This window comes from Sebaldella termitidis ATCC 33386, assembly GCF_000024405.1.
Taxonomy (GTDB): Bacteria; Fusobacteriota; Fusobacteriia; order Fusobacteriales; family Leptotrichiaceae; genus Sebaldella; species Sebaldella termitidis.
This window is the reverse complement of the sequence record NC_013517.1, coordinates 2,864,183-2,883,692: the sequence shown is the minus strand read 5'-3', so window position 1 is coordinate 2,883,692 and position 19,510 is coordinate 2,864,183. Positions and strand designations below refer to the sequence as shown.

At 33.2% G+C, this 19,510-nt stretch carries 11 protein-coding genes; 9 read left to right on the top strand and 2 right to left on the bottom strand.

All coding sequences use genetic code 11. The annotated features are described in order from the left end of the window. The 5 genes from STERM_RS13300 (at position 1) to STERM_RS13280 (ending at position 6,223) form a co-directional block, all read left to right on the top strand. Positions 1–786: an NAD(+)/NADH kinase gene (locus STERM_RS13300; RefSeq protein WP_012862146.1), complete on the top strand. Its 786-nt coding sequence runs from the start codon at positions 1–3 to the stop codon at positions 784–786. A gap of 21 nt (positions 787–807) precedes the next feature. After that, positions 808–2,466: a DNA repair protein RecN gene (gene recN / locus STERM_RS13295; RefSeq protein WP_012862145.1), complete on the top strand. Its 1,659-nt coding sequence runs from the start codon at positions 808–810 to the stop codon at positions 2,464–2,466. 1 nt (position 2,467) lies between these two features. Beyond that, positions 2,468–3,382, top strand: a complete 915-nt coding sequence (locus STERM_RS13290; RefSeq protein WP_012862144.1) for a tyrosine-type recombinase/integrase — start codon at positions 2,468–2,470, stop codon at positions 3,380–3,382. 360 nt (positions 3,383–3,742) lie between these two features. Continuing rightward, a complete protein-coding gene (locus STERM_RS13285; RefSeq protein WP_012862143.1) occupies positions 3,743–5,710 on the top strand; it encodes an FUSC family protein in 1,968 nt (655 codons plus the stop codon). A gap of 168 nt (positions 5,711–5,878) precedes the next feature. Then, positions 5,879–6,223: a hypothetical protein gene (locus STERM_RS13280; RefSeq protein ID WP_041310009.1), complete on the top strand. Its 345-nt coding sequence runs from the start codon at positions 5,879–5,881 to the stop codon at positions 6,221–6,223. A gap of 54 nt (positions 6,224–6,277) precedes the next feature. Here STERM_RS13280 and STERM_RS13275 read toward each other — a convergent pair whose 3' ends face one another. Continuing rightward, positions 6,278–7,330 (bottom strand): extracellular solute-binding protein, encoded by a 1,053-nt coding sequence (locus STERM_RS13275; protein WP_012862141.1) that lies wholly within the window; start codon positions 7,328–7,330, stop codon positions 6,278–6,280. A 725-nt stretch (positions 7,331–8,055) separates the two neighbouring features. Here STERM_RS13275 and STERM_RS13270 point away from each other — a divergent pair. Further along, on the top strand, positions 8,056–10,776 hold the full coding sequence (locus tag STERM_RS13270) for an autotransporter domain-containing protein (protein ID WP_012862140.1): 2,721 nt from the start codon (positions 8,056–8,058) through the stop codon (positions 10,774–10,776). 107 nt (positions 10,777–10,883) lie between these two features. Here the strand turns inward: STERM_RS13270 and STERM_RS13265 are convergent, their stop codons facing one another. Then, a complete protein-coding gene (locus STERM_RS13265) occupies positions 10,884–11,450 on the bottom strand; it encodes a C40 family peptidase (protein ID WP_012862139.1) in 567 nt (188 codons plus the stop codon). Between the two features lie 581 nt (positions 11,451–12,031). Between STERM_RS13265 and serA the strand changes: the two genes are divergently transcribed. The 3 genes from serA to STERM_RS13250 all read left to right on the top strand — a co-directional run bounded on the left by serA (position 12,032) and on the right by STERM_RS13250 (position 19,316). Next, complete coding sequence (serA, locus tag STERM_RS13260; RefSeq protein ID WP_012862138.1) at positions 12,032–13,618, top strand: phosphoglycerate dehydrogenase; 1,587 nt, start codon at positions 12,032–12,034, stop codon at positions 13,616–13,618. Positions 13,619–13,744: 126 nt separating this feature from the next. Beyond that, positions 13,745–14,647: a homoserine kinase gene (gene thrB / locus STERM_RS13255; RefSeq protein ID WP_012862137.1), complete on the top strand. Its 903-nt coding sequence runs from the start codon at positions 13,745–13,747 to the stop codon at positions 14,645–14,647. Positions 14,648–15,080: 433 nt separating this feature from the next. Then, on the top strand, positions 15,081–19,316 hold the full coding sequence (locus STERM_RS13250; RefSeq protein ID WP_012862136.1) for a 2-hydroxyacyl-CoA dehydratase: 4,236 nt from the start codon (positions 15,081–15,083) through the stop codon (positions 19,314–19,316). Positions 19,317–19,510: the final 194 nt, after the last annotated feature.

Genomic DNA, 19,510 nt, shown 5'->3' with positions numbered 1-19,510 from the left:
ATGAAAATAAAAATAATAAAAAAGGATGACTTAAAAGACAGTCATTATCTGAAAGTATTTTATTCGTATTTAGAAGAGAAGAAAATAGAAATAGTATATAAAACAGAAGAATGCGATTTGATAGTTACTTTTGGCGGGGACGGGACTATACTGGCAGCAGCCCAGCAGGTACTGGCAAAAGACATTCCTGTGCTTGCTGTCCATATGGGGAGTCTCGGCTACTTAGCATATACCAGAGACAGTGAAGCAGTATACGTACTGGACAAATTTTTAAATAATGATTATGAAATAGAGGAAAGAAGGTTTTTAGAGGTAAGACATAACGAGAAGACACATTATGCCCTGAATGAGCTGGTAATTGCTAAAGGCGGGATAAAGTCGACACTGTTATCCGTGAATGTCTATGCTAATAATACTCTAATAAATAAATACAGGGCGGATGGTATAATAGTAGCCACTCCTACAGGCTCTACGGCTTATTCTCTTTCAGCAGGAGGGCCTATAGTGCATCCGGGACTTAATTCTGTTTCACTTACACCGCTTGCACCGCAGAGTCTGAATGCACGGCCTATAATAGTGGACGGCAAGGAAGTTCTGTCATTTAAGCTGGATTCAAGAGATAATGATATACATCTGAATATAGACGGACAGATTCACTTCAAGGTCAATAAAGATGATAAAATAGAAACACGGCTGTCAGATAAAGTAGTAAAACTTATAAAACCTGAAAACAGGGATTACTTCATGATATTAAGGGAAAAGTTAAAGTGGGGAGATTCCATATAATATTTTAGACGGGGTAAAAATATGTTAAGAGAACTCAGATTAAACAACTTGGCTATTATAAAAAATGTTGATTTAAATTTTGAAAATGGATTTGTAGCTCTTACGGGTGAAACCGGGGCTGGAAAATCCATTATTTTGGACGGAATTTCACTTTTAATAGGTGAAAGAAGCAGTTCGGACATGATAAGATCAGGCGAGGAAAAACTTACGGCTGAAGCAGTATTTGATCTGACTGAAGAGCAGGTGAAAATATTAAATGATCTGGACTTTGATATAGAGGACGAGGAGCTTATAATAACAAGAAATCTTTCAAGAGACGGAAAATCAAAGGTACTGGTAAACGGCATGAGAGTGCCTGTATCGAAATTAAAGGAAATTATGAGTCATGTTCTGGATCTCGTAGGACAGCATAATCATCAGTATCTGCTGAATAAGAATTATCATTTGTTATTACTGGATAAATTCTTAAGTAAAGACGGACTGGAACTAAAAGAGAATATAAAGAAAACAATACAAAAAATAAGCAGCCTTAGTAAAAAAATTAATGAAATAGAAGAAATTAAAAGACAGATAGAAGAAAAAAAGGATATTTATGAATTTCATTTAAGCGAAATAGATGCTTTGGAGCTCAAATCCGGTGAAGACGACGAGCTGGAGGAAGAGTATAAAATATTGTTTAATGCCGGAAAAATAAAAGATAAACTTGCAGATTCCATTTTGAATCTAAAGGACAGCGAGTTATCAATTTTGCGTACTTTACAGAAGACACGCAAGAATTTTGAACAGCTGCTGAATATAAGCGTATCCTATCAGGAAGTCCATGATAATCTGGAAAAGCTTTATTATGAGCTGGATGATATTGCGTATACTGTAGAAGATATGATGGATGAGGTTTCTACTGATGAAAACAGACTGGAAACAGTAGTAAGCAGAATTGACAGCATAAATAAATTAAAAATGAAGTACGGCTCTACAATAAAAGAGATTTTGGAATATAAGGAAGATATAGAGGAAAAGCTCGGATTGATAAGCTTTGAAAATGATGAGCTTGATAAATTTAAAGCAGAAAAACAGAAAGAAACAGAAAAATATTTCAGCCTTGCGGAGAAATTAAGCAAAAAGAGAAAAGATGTGGCGAAGGATATAGAAACTAAGCTGAAAAAAGAACTTAAAGATTTAAAAATGGAAAATGCAGTTTTTAAGATTCACTTTGAAAAGAAAGACGAACTAAGGGAAAAAGGAACGGATAATGTAGAATTTATGATATCCGCGAATCTTGGCGAGGAATTAAAGCCGCTTGGGAAAATTGCTTCCGGGGGAGAAATTTCAAGGATTATGCTCGCATTAAAAATAATTTTTTCTAAAGTAGATAATATATCAGTTTTGATTTTTGATGAAATTGATACTGGAATAGCAGGAGAAACTGTAAAAAAAGTAGCTGAAAAGCTAAAAATGATTTCAAATGATGTACAGGTGATCTGTGTTACACATTCACCGCAGATAGCAGCCAAAGGAAATCAACAGTTTTTCATAAAAAAAGAAGTGGAAAATAAAATTACTGAAACAAAGGTAGTACCGCTGAATGAGGAAGAAAGGGTGAGAGAAATCGCAAGAATGATATCCGGCGATGACTATTCAGATATATCAATTCAGCATGCAAAAGAAATACTGGGTGTTTAATATGGAAAATAAAACTGTAGCAATGGAATTTCTGGATTATCTGAGATATGAAAAGGGAAGTTCGGAGAATACTCTAAGCAGTTATAAACGGGATCTTAATTTGTTTTTTTCAGAGGTGCCGAAAAATTTTCAGAGTATAGAGGACGAGGAAGTAATTGAGTATGTAGATAAACTGTCCAAAACTGTGAAAAGAAATACTGTACTGAGGAAAATAGCTTCAATAAGAGCGTTTTACAAATTTTGCTATATAAATAAATATATAACGGATAATCCTACAGAATCTCTGAAAAATCTGAAAAGAGAGTTCAAGCTTCCGGAAGTATTAAAATTAAGTGAGATAAAGGACATAATTGATGCAATTCCAAATACTCCGGAAGGTGTCAGAGATAAAATAATAATAAAAATTCTCGTAGCAACAGGAGCAAGAATTTCAGAGGTTTTAACTCTTGATATAAAAGACGTGGAAAATCAGGATTATGAATTTATCAGAGTCTTGGGAAAAGGATCAAAATACAGACTTATTCCAATATATTCACAGCTTGAGGAAGAGATCAAGGCTTATATAGAAAATGACAGAAAAATACTGGTTCTGGAAAGAAAAGAAAAAGAAAGCGAAAATAAAAATAAGAAAAAAGGTCATGAATTAGAGTATAAACTATTTTTAGGAACAAGACGTGAAAATTTTTGGAAAAGATTAAAAAAATATGCCAAAAATGCAAAAATAGAGAAAAACGTTTATCCTCATATATTCAGACATTCAGTAGCAACTATGCTTATAAATAACGGTGCAGATATCAGGATAGTGCAGGAGATACTCGGACATGTCAATATTTCCACTACTGAAATATATACACATGTAGGAAAAAGAGAGTTGAAAGAGATTTATAATAAAGTAAAAATCGGCGATGAAGAATAACAGCCGTATTCAAAGAAAATCATGTTATTACGATATGTAAAATGTTAGATGAAGAAGTTCCAGGTCATTAAGCAATAAAGGTTATATTGTTTGATGAGAGCTTTTAATTAATTGAATAAATATAGTGTCAGTATAGAAGCTAAAAAGTAAAATATTCCTCTTTTAATATTACGGGGTATATTTTTATTTTATAAAAAAATTTATAATGGTATACTATATATATAAAATAAATAATATATCAGAGCTTAAAAATAAAGATTAGAAGAAATAAAGAAAATACTAAGAAAAAATTAAGTCTGCAAAGCAGTGCTTAATGGTATTATATATAGAATAAAGAAGATGTAGAAGAGAAGGAAAAACATGAAATTTAAGAAAGAGATACTGGATAAAATTCCATTTAAAGAGACAAATTATATTTTTGGTCTTGTTTTTATTTATATACTGATTTTACCTAACTTATTTCCGTTAAGTAATGTAATGACAGCTATTTTTGTAGGTGTCTATTGTTATAATACAAATAAAAAAGGTTTTAGTAAAAGCAGAGCAATAAAAAGATATGTCATGTATTTTTTATCTTTATCACTTTTACTTTTCATATGTTATTTTTCTACACATAACTGGATTCTGCTTATAGTTTTGGGTTTTCTGGTTACATTTATTATCACTTTCTTTGGAATGGAGGAATATATACCCGGCTTAAAGGACTATTTTCCTACATTGTATGTATTTGCTATTTATCAGGGAAATCTTCCGGAGCTTTCGCTTGTTTTCACAAAAATAGAGGTAATGTTCGTAGCAATATTTATTTCGGCAGTATACGGAATTGTAATGAATAAAGGGAAGCCGATAGACAGAATAACAGAATGTATAGACAAGTATCTGATGGCTGCTATAGAGGAAACAGAACAGTATCTTGCCGGAAATAAGCAGAACTATGACAGAGTGATTGAAAATACCCGTGAAGCATATAATGAATGCCTAAAGGAGTATTATAAGTCCAGTGAGGGGATATATCTGGTATCTCTGTTAAGCAGGGAGATAATGCGACTGATGCTAAAGCTGCATTTTTTAATAGAGAACATAAGAATAAATCCTAATTCAGACAAGAAAAAAATGACAGAAATGCTTTACTTTTTCGGACTAATGTTATATGAAAATAATAAATTCAATAAGAATGACTTCGTATGGAATGATAAGGAGGAAGTAGAATTTTTTTATGATGTGTACAATCTGAAAAGAAAAGTATATGAAAAAAATGATGTTGGAATTAAGCTGAAATTTTTTCCTGTTTACAGAAAAGACGAATTTATATACTGGTTCAAATCGAATTTTAGCAGGAAATCAATATTATTCAGATATTCCATGAGACTGGCAATACTGATGACAACGTCTTTCATAACTGCAAAGCTGCTGAATTCACCAATGGGATACTGGCTTCCCATGACAAGCGTACTGCTGTCCCAGCCATATTTTGAAGAAACGTACAAGCGTGTGGTAGCAAGAGTAATAGGAACATTTATAGGGCTGTTTCTGGCCTCATATCTTTTTAAGGATATAAATTCTCAGACATTAATATATACACTGGTTCTTATACTTAATTATATTATATTTCTTATAGTAGGACTAAACTATTTTATTGCCGTAATAGTAATTACAATAACAGCAATGCTTTCTACAAAAGGGATACAGACTCAGGAGGTATTGTTCTGGAACAGGGGAGTAATGACATTTCTCGCCGGATTATATTCTTTTCTGGTAAGCTATATATTTAAGAGTACTGCTCAAAAAGAGATAAAATATAATTTTACAAATTTACTTAAAATAAGAGTAGAAATGCTAGATATAATACTGAATCGTCATAAAGGGGCAAAGGATAACAGGAAATTTGACAGGCTTATGATTAATTCAAATATGTACAGAGAAAAAATTATTTTTCAGCTGAGAAAAAAACCGGATAAAGAAAATATCGAATTTTTGGGAATGGATACTATAATAACAGAAAGGCTTATAGCACTTCATATGGCTATAGACCTGAAAGCTCTGACTAAGGATGAGCGGGAAAGCCTGGCGATCCTGCGGAAAGTATGGCTCTATACATATACATTCTTTAACAGCGGAAATATAACAAATCCAAAAGCATTTCTGGAATTAAATCTTAATGTCAGAAAGATGGAAAACAAACAGAATAATGATATTTATAAATTATTATCCATAAGCTATAATTATCTGTTGAAAGTAATAAAATACAGTAAAAATGATCCAAAACAAAAAAGAAAATTAAATTTTTTCAGAAAAGTAACAGGTGTATCAAATTTTCTCTTTAAATAAAAAAACTCGAAAAACAATGAAAATTATGCTAAACTGAACTTAGAATATATGTGTGGAGAGTGTAGTATAATTAGAATTGCTGTAAAACTATCTTTACCATAACTGAAAGATCTTATTGCAAAATCTGAATTCTTTGAATACAGGCAGACTGGCTTTATAGCAGAACGGATGGTGAAGTTACTGATGAGAGAAAAAACTATAACGATTTGCAGAAATTCTGCTCCGTATGAAATGGATGAAAAAAATACCGGCAATAATTTTATGCTGTGGAAATTGACGGATAAAGAATTTGAAAAATTATGGAAACTTAATATCTGGGAAAAACTGGGAGAAGTCTGTAATCTAAATGTAGGCAGATTTAATGATGTGGAGTTTACCGGGGAAAATCTTTACAGGGCAAGAGATTTTCTGATGAAAGAAAGCCTTAAGCATGATACACCCGAAATTAGAAAATTAAGAGATTTTTTTGAAAATGGGATATTAAGAAAGAGCGGAGTCAGTTTCTCATTTTAATTAATAAATCATAAAAAAACCTGAGATTACATAATCTCAGGCTTTTTATTTATTTTATTGAAGTTTTATAGATTCCCATATTTTTTGCTGCTTTTCCAAAGCTTCATTAGAAAGAGCTTTTGGCAGCTTCGAATTATTAATAACATCCTCAAATGTAACATAAGGTTTTACAGAAGAACTTTCTTCAACGCCTTTTATTACTGAAGGGGCTCTGAATACCTCATAAACTTTTTTGAAATTTTCAGGTCTGTAAAGATATTCTAAAAACTTATATGCATTTTCTTTATTTGGGGAATTAGCAAGGATAGCCATACTGTCAATGTACATCATTGCACCTTTAGGTATAAAATAATCTGTAGTTTCGGCATCTTCTTCCGACAGCTCCTCGAAATAATTTTCTGCATATCCGTGAGAAATATAAAATTCTCCGCTGGCAAAGTTTTTACCAAAAGTAGTAGAATCAAACTTAGCTAAATTCTTTTTCCATTCAAGAAGCTTACTTTTTGCAGCTTCCAGTTCCTGATCATTTGAAGTTTCAGCAGAATAACCAAGGTACTGTAAAGTAGCACCAAGCGTTTCCCTCATATCATCCAGCATAGTCATTCTTCCTTTATACTGTGACATAGCAAAGATATCAAATGATTTCGGATAGTCTTTTATGTATTTTGTATTTACTGCGATTCCCGTAGCTGAAAATGTATATGGAAGCGAGTATTGAAACTGAGGATCGTATGACTCTGAAAATTTAGCGATTTCATCCATTTTCAAATTCGAATAAACATCTTTCAGTTTTTCTTTATCAAGTTTCATGAGCATACCTTCTTCTCTCATAACAGATAAAATATCTGTGGAAGGGGAAACAATATCATATCCTCTTGCACCGGATTTAAGCTTAGCATACATTTGCTCATTGGTATCATAATAATCCAGCTGAACCTTTATTCCGGTTTCCTGTTCAAAACCATCAAGAACTTCTTTTGGAATAAAATATGTCCAAGTATAGATACTTAAAGTCTTAGACTCCTTATCGGCATCTTTTCCGCCACCGCATGAAAATAAAGTAAACAGCATAAAGCTTATTAAAAATAGTTTTTTCAATTTAAACATCACATCCTTAAAAAAAATATACAAAAAAAGTTTAACAAATACTAAACTTAAAGTCAAGTAATATAAACTTTTTTTTGTGATGAAAAAATAATGATCAGGATAAAAATCAATAAAATAAAGGCTTTGATAGTGGAGAAAAATAAAAAAAATTTCGTATATTTTTTTCAAAAATAAAAGTGTAAAAAATTATATTAATTCTAAAATATTTTATATCAGTGTAAAATAAAAAATATGTTAGATATGTGTTTAGAATAAAGAAGAAAAATTTAAAATAAATGTACAAACCATAAAAAAAGAGAAAAATAATAAAATTATAAGGAAGAAATTGTATTATATATATGCTAGAAAAGATAATAATAATTTTTTATTTGAAGTCAGGGGTGGTAGCCTGACTTTTTTTTGTTATTAAAAATAAAAACAGCTGTTATAAAAGGCTCAGATAATAATTGGAAAATTTATTTATAAAAATGTTGACGTTTATAAAAATAAATAGTAAAATTGTTTTGAAGAACAGGGTAAATAAAAAACTTGAAATTATCCAAATTCTTTTCTTCTCATTTCCCCCCGATAGAAAGATCTAGTTAACTTCTAATCTGTAAAAAAAATCCAATTTTCGAAAAATAAAATTTCTTTTTTAGTGGTAAAAAATTCTGGCATCTCTAAAAATTTCTTAAACCATTTCATTTCTGTATAAAAATGTTTTTTATGGAAAACAGGAGGTAATTATGAAAAAAATTCTATTATTACCTGTAATTTTAACGTTCATAATAGGCTGTGGAAGCTCCGGCGGCGGAAGCTCGGGAGGTGAGACAAGTCCTCCTTCACCTGTTAATCCTTCAATACCATATAACAGGAGTGACCCTCATACAGTGAAAGAAGTTCACAGCAGCGGTTATGACGGAAGTAATATTTCAGTCGGAATTATAGATTCGACTTTTGATGTGAATAATCCGGAATTTCGTGATAAAACTGGAAAATCCAGATTAAGTGCTGACCCCGGATATGAAGAAAGTAAAAATATACACGGAAGTCTTGTGGCAGAAATAGTAGGCGGCAGGACAATGGGAATTGCACCAAATGTAAAAATTCTGGGTGCATCTGCGGGAATGAGCTGTTCAAACGGTGAGGACCGCTGCATAAAAACAGATTTGGATATGTATGCAAAACTTTATGATAAAGGGGCGAGGATATATAATCAATCTTTCGGAACAGAGTCACTTTCAATAACAAATGCAAGCAAATCAAACTTTTCTCTTTTAAATTCTCTAAATAATTTTTATGAAAAAAAATCAACCAGTGACAGTCTTTTTATATGGGCGACTGGGAATCAGGGCAAAAAAGAGCCGCAGCTGGAAGCGGGAATACCTTATTTATATCCGCAAATGGAAAAAGGATGGATTGCGGTAACAGCAATAGATTCAGAAACAGGGCTTATCAGTGATTATTCAAACAGATGCGGAGTAGCTAAAAACTGGTGCATTTCCGCAGTAGGTGATTATACTTTCAATGTGAGAAATGTGGCAGGATCCGGAACATCATTTTCAGCACCTGTTGTAACGGGAGTTGCAGTATTGGTAAATCAGAAATATCCTTGGATGAACGGAGATCTTCTGAGGCAGACTATATTATCAACAGCTTCTGATATGGGAACGGCTGGAACGGATGAAGTATATGGCTGGGGCCTTGTAAATGCAGCAAAAGCATTAAAAGGACCTGCTTTGTTTGATAAAAACCTTGCGCTGGACAATCATGTGCAAATAAAATTTGAAGAAATAACATCAGTTTTTGAAAATGATATAAGCGGAAATGCAGGAATAATAAAAGAGGGAAGCGGAATATTGATTTTATCGGGAAAAAATACTTATACAGGTGAAAATGTAATAAACGGCGGAGAATTAAGAGTGACAGGAGAAGTAGCATCGCAGGTAAAAATTAATAACGGCGGGATTTTTACAACAGACGGCGGGACTGTTGCAAATAATGTTATTAATAACAGCGGAAATTTTAGAAATATTGGAAATGGGGGAGTAATTACCGGAGATTACACAGCTGATAATAATTCGGTTCTAGAAAATGAGCTAGGTGCCGAACTGAGGATAAAAGGCAGAGTATTTCTCGGAAATTCTAAATTAAAGATACTTATTCCGGACGGGAAAGAAAATAATTATGGTTATATAAGCGAAACGGGAAGAAAAAATAAGATAATAAAAGCAGATATGGGGATATCTGATAATTTTGGGGAAGTAGAAGTACCGGAACTGTTAATTCCCGAGCTCAAATACGGAGAGAGCTATGTGGAATTAGATATAAAGAGAAAAGATGTATCTGAGTATGCAGCTGCTGTATACAGTCTAGATAAAACACGGATAAATTCTTCAGAAAATCTTGAACAGCTATTCAGAGTTTTAGATAATTCTTATGAAAATAAAGAGATGCTGGTGCATGCCGCAGAGATTCAGAAAATGAACGCTGGAGAACTTTCTAAGGCTTTAGATAGTATTTCAGGGCAGATATATGCATCGTCTCAGGCACTGACATTTCAGCAGTCACAGGCAGTGAACAGAGAACTGTCTAATAGAATGAGCATGCTCGGAAGAGAAAAGGGGAAAACCGGAGTATGGTTCAGCGGAATAGCATCTTCAGGGCGTTTATATGAATCGGGATATGCTAAGGCTGATACATATTTATATGGCATGCAGGCCGGAATTGATAAATATGTAACTAATAATACAGTATTAGGAGCAGCTGTGGCTTTTTCCGAGGCTAAAGCAGATTTTGACAAATATGCAGGAGAATCAGAGAGCCAGAATATAGGGGTTTCTGTGTATGGAAAACATAATTTCGGAGGCAGAAATTTTTATGTTATGGGAAGAGCCGGTGCAGCATACATATCTTCAGATGTAGAAAGGGAAATTTTACTCAGGGACAAAAGTAAAAATATGGAAGTATCACATGATGATTACGGATTATCATTATACAGTGAAATAGGATATAGATTTGATAATAGAAAAAAATCATCTGTGACACCATTTCTGGGTATTCAGTATGACAGCCTGAAAAGGGGAGACTTTTCGGAAAACGAAAGTTTAATGGGTCTAAAGGCAGAAAGCAAATCATATAATCAGACTTCTGTGGTTGCAGGAATAAGGGCAGAAGGAGATTTTCAATGGGCAGCAGGAAAAAGCACACTATCAGGTCATGTTACAGTGCAGGAAAGCCTGAATAACGAAGATTTAAGTTTTGAGGCTTCTTACACAGGCATGCCGGAAGAAAAGTTCACTGTGGAAGGAATAGGGCTTTCTGACACGACTGCCTGGATAGGAGTAGGAATAGATACAGATACAGGCTCAGGATGGTCATGGTATGCAAATTATGATATGCAGATAGAAAGAGATAAAATATCAAATAACATATTTTCTGTGGGTGTGAAGATAAATCTTGACTGATAAACAAAAACCGGGCGAGAGCTGATAAATATAAAATGAACTAAAAAAACCGCTGTATTATACAGCGGTTTTACAGTTAAATGACGTATACTCTAACATCATTTATCTTAAAAAGGGTTTATCGCCCATCTAAATGTCTTGTTATAGTATCCACCATCCAAGCTTGAAACCATAACTCTTTTTCCGCCAGATGATGCGTGAATGAACTGACTGTCTCCCATGTAGATTCCTACGTGTGAAATTCGACCTCTGCCAGTAGTTTCAAAGAAAACTAAATCTCCTTTTTTCATGTTCATAGAAGATATTCTCGGCTTATAAGTAGCCTGATCACTTGAAACTCTTGGTAGACTAATGTCAGCAGCATTCTGGAATACAAATCTTACAAATCCCGAACAATCGAATACATTCGGCCCCGTAGCACCCCATACATAAGTTGCACCTAATTTAGTTTTTGCAAAATCTATAATTCTGTCTCTGACAGTTCCTGATCTAGTAGAATCTGAACTACTGTAAGAAGCCTTAGCAGTATTTGGATCCTTTACCTTTATATCTAAGCTTGAAGCAAATGACTCGTCTCTGTTTATGAAGTTGTTAACACCATTATTATCACTTCTTTTAGCATACAATGCAACCGTTAACGTAAGTATGCATATAATTAATGATAATTTTTTCATTGTTTTCCTCCTAAAAAATTGATACTAAAGTTTACCACATATATATTGAGATGTCAAACCTTAGATTATGCTTAGATGCTTTTGTTATTGAGTTTAAAGGTGTTTAAGGTGTGAAAAAATTTTTGATTTTTTATAAAAATATGAATTTTTTAAACTAATATATAATTTTACATAGTGTCATATTTAATTTTAAAGATGTGAAAAAATAATTTTTTATAATTCACAATTATTTTTCTTATATCATCAATTAAATATAAAGATTTTAATGAATTATACTATAAATGTAAACTATACATAATGGAAAAAAGATGTTATTTGTAAAACCATGTACAGTTCACAGATAGAGTCCTTAAGATAAACGTTAGGTATATTTTATATAAGAAAATAATAATGACATATAAAAATTATATCATTTCAGGAATTGAAATAATAGGAAAAGTCTGATAATATATAAATAATTTATGAAGAATAAAAAATACTTTTACACAATATATAATAAATTTGTTTGAAAACTTAACAGGTATTTTTAATTTAAACTGAAAAACAGTAATAAAGCTATGAAAATAAGGAAGAGGTGTATTATGTACAAGGTTTTAGTAGGAGAATTTATTGATGACAATGCAGTTAAAATTTTGAAGGCACAGCCGAATATAACAACAGATATGAGAATAGGTATATCCAGGGAAGAAATTCTTGATATTATAGAAAACTATGATGCTTTAATAGTAAGAAGCGTTATTAAAGTAGATAAAGAGCTTCTGGATAAGGGAAAAAAACTGAAAATAGTAGGACGTGCAGGTAACGGAATAGATAATATAGATGTAAAGGAGGCTACAAACCATGGAGTAATTGTAGCAAATACACCTGACAGCAATACCGTTTCGGCATGTGAATTAGCAATAACACTGCTGCTTGCCACTGCAAGAAATATTCTCCCGGCAGACAGATATCTGAAATCTGGGAAATGGGACAGAGAAATATTCGTCGGAAATGAGGTTTTTCACAAAACTTTGGGAATAATCGGTCTGGGAAGAATAGGATCACTGGTAGCTACAAGAATGAAAGCTTTTGGAATGGATCTGATAGCATATGATCCTTATATATCAGATGAAAGATTCAAAAGATATGAATGTAAAAAGGCCGAAACTCTGGACGAGCTTTTGAAAGTCTCTGATTTTATAACAATTCATACGCCAAAGACATCAGAAACACTGAAAATAATAAGTTATGATCAGATAGAAAAAATGAAGGACAATGTAAGACTGGTTAATGCTGCAAGAGGAGGAGTTTTTGATGAGGCAGCTGTTGCAGCCGGTCTGGAAAGCGGAAAAATAGCAAGCTACGGATTTGATGTGCATGAGAAGGAGCCGAGAAGCGAGAGTCCTTTATATGCCTTTGATAATGTAGTAACAACACCTCATATAGGAGCGACTACATATGAAGCTCAGGAAAATGTGGGGAAACAGGTAGTAAAACAGGTAATAAACGGACTAAACGGCGAAATAGTGGAAACAGCAGTGAATCTGCCTACAATGGGAAGAGAAGAATTTGCTGTAATAAAGCCTTATATACAATTTGTGGAAAAACTTGGGAAAATATATTATCAGATAAAAAAAGGTGCAATAAAATTTGTAAATCTCATATACTATGGCAATATAAGCACTCAGGAAACTGCAATAATTGATTCTTCATTCATGAAGGGGCTTTTATATCCGGTATTAAAGGAAGAAGTTAATTATATTAACTCTTTGGTTCTGGCGGAGAAAAGAGATATAAAATTTCATTCTATAAAAAAAGAAGAAAAATACTATAATTATCCTGATGTAATAAAAATAGAGGTAGTAGGCGAAAGCGGGGAAAAATTCAGTATTGTAGGAATTATCGGCGGAAATAACGAGGAAAGAATAGTAGAGATAAATGATTATCCGATAGATGTGGTAATATCTGAAAATATGCTTCTCGTAGAAAATAATGATGTGCCCGGAGTTATAGGAAATGTTGGTAGAATATTAGGAGAAGAACAGGTAAATATAGCTACAATGCATGTAGGAAGAAAAGAAAACAGTGCAATTATGCTCCTTACTGTAGATGATGTGGTGGAAGAAAAATCAATTAAAAAGCTTGAAGAATTTGAGCAGATAAGAAAAGTAAAATATCTGAATCTCTAATTTTAGACGGTTTTTGGCAAAATGAATTTTGGTTCCGCAGGAAATCCGGACTGGTTATATTTTTTTCAATAATGGTAAAACAGGATATAACAGCGGTATTCTGACAGCATAAAAGTAGGAGGAGAAATGAAAAAATTCAAAGTAACAGTTCCGGCAACGAGTGCAAATATAGGAGTGGGATATGACTGTCTCGGTGTAGCACTGGATTACTATCTGGAACTTATGGTATCAGAGAGTGAAAGTATAGAATATCTTGAAAACGGCGAGGAGTTCTCTATTCCTCTTGAAGAAAATTATATTTATTCCACGATAAAATTAATAGAAGAAAAGTATAATAAAAAAGTCCCGAATTATAAGGTAGAAATAATTAAAAATGAAATACCGGTTTCAAGAGGATTGGGAAGCAGTTCCAGTGCAATAATTGCTGGCATTTTAATAGCAGATAAATTTCTCGGGGGAATTTTATCAGAAGATGACATGGCAAAGCTGGCAACAGAAATAGAAGGACATCCCGATAATGTGCTGCCTGCTATTTTTGGCGGTATGATACTGGCATCTCATGACAGTGAAAATTTCTATTATTCAAGAATACCCTTTGATAATAATATATATTTTTATGTTATGATTCCTGACTTCAAGCTTTCTACAGAGAAAGCGAGAGCAGTACTGCCGAAGGAATATAAAGTTTCGGACCTTATAAGCAATGCATCAAAGCTGGGTCTTCTTATTGACAGTTTTCACAGAAAGAATTATGATGACCTGAGATTTCTTCTTGATGATAAAGTGCATCAACCGTATAGGTTTTCACTGATAAATAATTCAGAAGATATATTCAATTATTCGGAAAAACACGGAGCTCTTGGAGAATATATAAGCGGTGCGGGTCCAACACTGATTTCACTGAATTATAAAGATGCCGGATTTTTTTCAGCCATGAAAAAAGAACTTGAAAATCTTCCGGATAAATGGAGTCTGGAAATGAAAAAAATATGTACAAGGGGAGCTGAAACAGAGGATATTAGAGAATAAAAAATATTTGGCATGATTTGATTAATGATGAAATCGTATTAGTAATTTATAAATAAAAAAAGAGAAAAAAATAATTATTTTCTCTTTTTTACTTTGTTTTAATTATTGTAGAGATATCAAAAAATAAAAAAAGCGGGCAATTTTACAAAATATTTATTTATAAAAAATTTTTTATAAAAATAATTTCAGCTAATACTTCATTAAGAAATAAACAGGAATCTCAGTTTTTATAAATAATTCGGGTATCAAAATTTTGTTTGACGAAATAAGAAAATAAAAAAAGCTTTGTTGACACTATGTCAAGAAAATGTTACTATATAGAATAAAAGTATCGTCGTACAAGGTTTATCAAAACACTTGTATAAAAAAATATTTATGATAAAATACATATAAATAAACATTACAACAATAAAAAAAATTAAGGCAGATGAGAATGATGATTTCATATTTAGGAGTTGATACAGGATCAACGACAGTTAAAGCAGTACTGCTGGATGAAAAACAAAATATAATTTATAAACGTTATGAAAGACACTTTTCACAGATAAAAGAAACGTTGTATACGATTTTGAAGGATATGGAAGAGATACTGAAAGACAGTGATGTCAAAGTTGCCATAACAGGATCCGGCGGTATGAAGCTGGCAGAGGATTTAGGAATTCCTTTTATTCAGGAGGTCCTTGCCGGCAGTAAAGCAGTAAAAAATTATATACCACATACAGATGTGGCCATAGAGCTTGGCGGTGAAGATGCCAAGATAACTTTTTTTGAAGAAATTCTGGATCAGAAGATGAACGGAAGCTGTGCCGGCGGTACAGGAGCTTTTATAGACCAAATGGCAACACTTCTTGAGACTGATGCTGCAGGACTGAATGAACTGTCTAAAAATCATAAAAGACTATATTCAATTGCTTCAAGATGCGGAGTATTTGCTAAAACAGACGTACAGCCGCTCCTGAATGAAGGAGCCATGAAGGAGGACGTTGCCGCTTCTGTATTTCAGGCTGTGGTACACCAGACGATAACAGGTCTTGCACAGGGAAAAAAAATAAAAGGAAATGTTGCTTTTTTGGGAGGACCTCTATACTTTCTTTCTGAATTAAGAGAGAGATTTAAGGAAACTCTGGAATTAAAAGAGGAACAGGTACTTCTTCCGGAAAATTCGCAGTATTATGTGGCTATAGGTACTGCTCTTGCGCTGTTTGAAGAAGAAAATAACAGTGTTAATTATGATGAATTTATAAAAAGGTATGCTGACATTATTAGTAAAAAGTCAGATGCAGAGATAGAAAAAACTGATCCCCTGTTTGAAGACGAGGAGGATTACAAGAGATTCAGAGACAGACACAGTACAGCAAAGGCAAATGTAAAAAATATCAGCGAATACAGCGGTAATGCTTATCTGGGGATAGATGCCGGTTCTACAACGACAAAAATGGTGCTTCTTGATAAGGAAAACAGCATTTTATGGTCTTTCTACGGGAGCAACAAGGGAAATCCCGTAAAAATTGTACAGGAACAGCTGCAGGAAATTTACACTCTGACAAAGGACAGAATAAGAATCAGAAAAGCAGTAACGACAGGATACGGAGAAGCACTTATAAAAAACGCTTTTAATCTTGATATGGGCGAAGTAGAAACTATAGCTCACTATAAGGCTGCGAGATATTTTAATCCCGATGTGGATTTTGTAATAGATATCGGCGGACAGGACATGAAAAGTTTTAAAATAAATAACGGAGTAATAGAGTCAATAATGCTGAATGAAGCATGCTCGTCAGGATGCGGGTCGTTCATAGAAACTTTTGCAAAATCACTTAATATGGAAATAGAAGACTTTTCGCAAAAAGGTCTCAGAGCCGTAGCTCCTGTAGATTTGGGTACACGCTGCACCGTATTTATGAATTCTAAAATAAAACAGGTTCAGAAAGAAGGTGTTTCCATAGAGGATCTGTCAGCCGGACTATCTATTTCCGTGGTAAAAAATGCCCTTTATAAGGTAATAAGAGTAAAGAATCCTGATGATCTGGGGAAAAATATAGTAGTTCAGGGTGGTACTTTTTATAATGATTCTGTATTAAGAGCATTTGAAATGCTTCTGGGAAGAGAAGTAGTAAGACCTGCAATTTCCGGTTTAATGGGGGCTTTTGGTTCGGCATTGATTGCACATGAGAAAGCAAGGCATGATGAGGAATATTCCAAAATACTCAGTGAAAAAGAACTGGAAACTTTTGTACATGATTCAAGTACTGCAAGATGCGGTTTGTGTACGAATAACTGTCTGATGACAATAAATAAATTCGGCAGCAGAAAATATATTTCTGGAAACAGATGTGAAAGACCATTAGGAAAAGGCGAGATAAATGATAAGCTGCCGAATCTGTTCGATTATAAATATAAAAGAACTTTTGACTATTATGAACCTCTTGAGGATGATAAAAGCTACAGAGGAGAAATAGGAATACCAAGGGCTCTGAATATGTATGAAAATTTTCCTCTTTGGTTTACTGTATTTACGAATTTAGGATTTAAAGTAGTCTTATCGGATAAATCTACCAAAGAGCTGATAACAAAAGGAATGGACAGTATTGCATCGGATACTATATGTTATCCTGCAAAGCTGACTAACGGGCACATAAAGAATCTAATATCAAAGGGAATAAAAACAATATTTTATCCTTGTGTTCCGTATAATATTAAAGAAGATGAAACAGCCACTAATCACTATAACTGTCCGATTGTGAATTCATATCCGGAAGTAATAGGAGCGAATATAGATGAATTAAAGGAGCTGGATTATATAAGCCCGTATCTGCCTATATATGATAAAAAAATGACTGTTGAAATTCTTCATAAAATACTAAGCGAAAAGTATGACATAAAAAAATCGGAATTAAAAGAAGCCGTGGAAAAAGGTTATGAGGAACTACATAATTATAAAGAGGACATACGTCATTCCGGCGAAAAGGCACTTAAGTATGCCAAGGAAAATAATCTGAAATCGGTAATACTTGCAGGAAGAGTCTATCATCTTGATGCCGAAACACATCACGGTATACCGGAGCTTTTGAATTCATTCAATCTGGTTGTATTAACAGAAGATTCTATAGCACATCTCGGAGAAATAAAAAAGCCGCTCCATGTGGTAGATCAGTGGACATATCACTCAAGACTTTATAAAGCGGCAAGTTTTGCGGCAAAAGAGGAAAACGTGGAGCTTATTCAGCTGAATTCATTTGGGTGCGGGCTTGATGCTATCACTACAGATGAAGTAAAAAGAATTCTTGAGGAAAATAATAAAGTATACACTCTTTTGAAAATAGATGAGATAACGAATCTGGGAGCAGTAAAAATAAGAATAAGATCACTTTTGGCATCTATGTCTGAAAAAGAGCAGCTTGAGAGTAAGTGTTCTTCCTGTGCAGTTACAGACAATGCGGAGTATGAAAGACCGGTATTTACAAAAGAAATGAAAAAAACACATAAAATACTTATACCTCAGATGGCTCCTTTCCATTTTCAGTTTTTGGAAACGGCACTAAATATAGCAGGGTACAATACAGAGGTACTGGCTAATGAAAGTAAGAATGTAGTGGAGGAAGGATTGAAATATATACATAATGATGCCTGCTATCCGTCTATTATAGTGGTGGGGCAATTTATAGACGCATTGAAATCAGGAAAGTATGATCTCGATAAAGTGGCGCTTATAATATCACAGACAGGCGGCGGATGCAGGGCAACCAACTATATTTCTTTTCTGAGAAAAGCTTTGAAGGATAACAGACTTGAGCATATACCGGTAATATCATTTAATATATCAGGATTGGAAAAGAATCCCGGGTTTAAACTAAATACAAAAATACTGAAGGATTTTCTTCACGGTGTCCTGTATGGTGATTTATTAATGAGACTTGTCTATAAAACAAGACCTTATGAAAAAAATAAGGGTGATACAGATAAAGTTTATGAAGGATGGATAAACAGATTAAAGTCTTCGCTGGAAAATACAGAAAATAAAAAAACATTTAATAAAAATATAAAACAGATAATCAAAGATTTTCAAAATATAGAGATAACAGACGAAGTCAAGCCTAAGGTAGGAATAGTGGGAGAAATACTGGTGAAATTTCAGCCGCTTGCTAATAACTATCTTGTGGATTTCCTTGAAAAAGAGGGGGCGGAAGTTTCTGTCCCTGAATTATATGATTTCTTCCTGTATACTTTACAGGTAGGAAAACTCGAATACAGGAATTATAAGAAGAATTTAAAAAGAAATATAGTATCAGGATTTCTTTTGAAATATCTCCAGCAATACAGAAATACTATTATAGAGGAACTAAAAAATACGAGATTCAAGGCTCCTAAAAGAATAGAGGAAATGGAAGAGCTGAGAGAAGGCTATGTGTCTTCACTGAACAATATGGGTGAAGGTTGGCTTCTGACAGCAGAAATGCTTCATCTTATAGAAGACGGAGTAAATAATATAGTCTGTGTCCAGCCCTTCGGATGTCTTCCTAATCATGTAAGCGGAAAAGGGATGATAAAGAAAATAAGGGATCTGAATCCCACATCTAATATAATGCCTATAGATTATGATCCCGGGGCAAGCGAGGTAAATCAAATAAACAGAATAAGATTAATGCTGTCAAATGCAAAAATAATATAATAAAAAACTGTGTCCTGTTAAAAACGGACACGTTTTTTTTATAAATAATTTTTTTATAAGCATGTCTGAAAAAGTAAGCAGTTTTAATATGAGGATTATAATTTTTACAATATAAAATAGAGAATAAGAAAAAAATTATCTTTTATTTTAAATTTTAATATGTTATTATAAAATATCCGTAGTATAAAGTACTG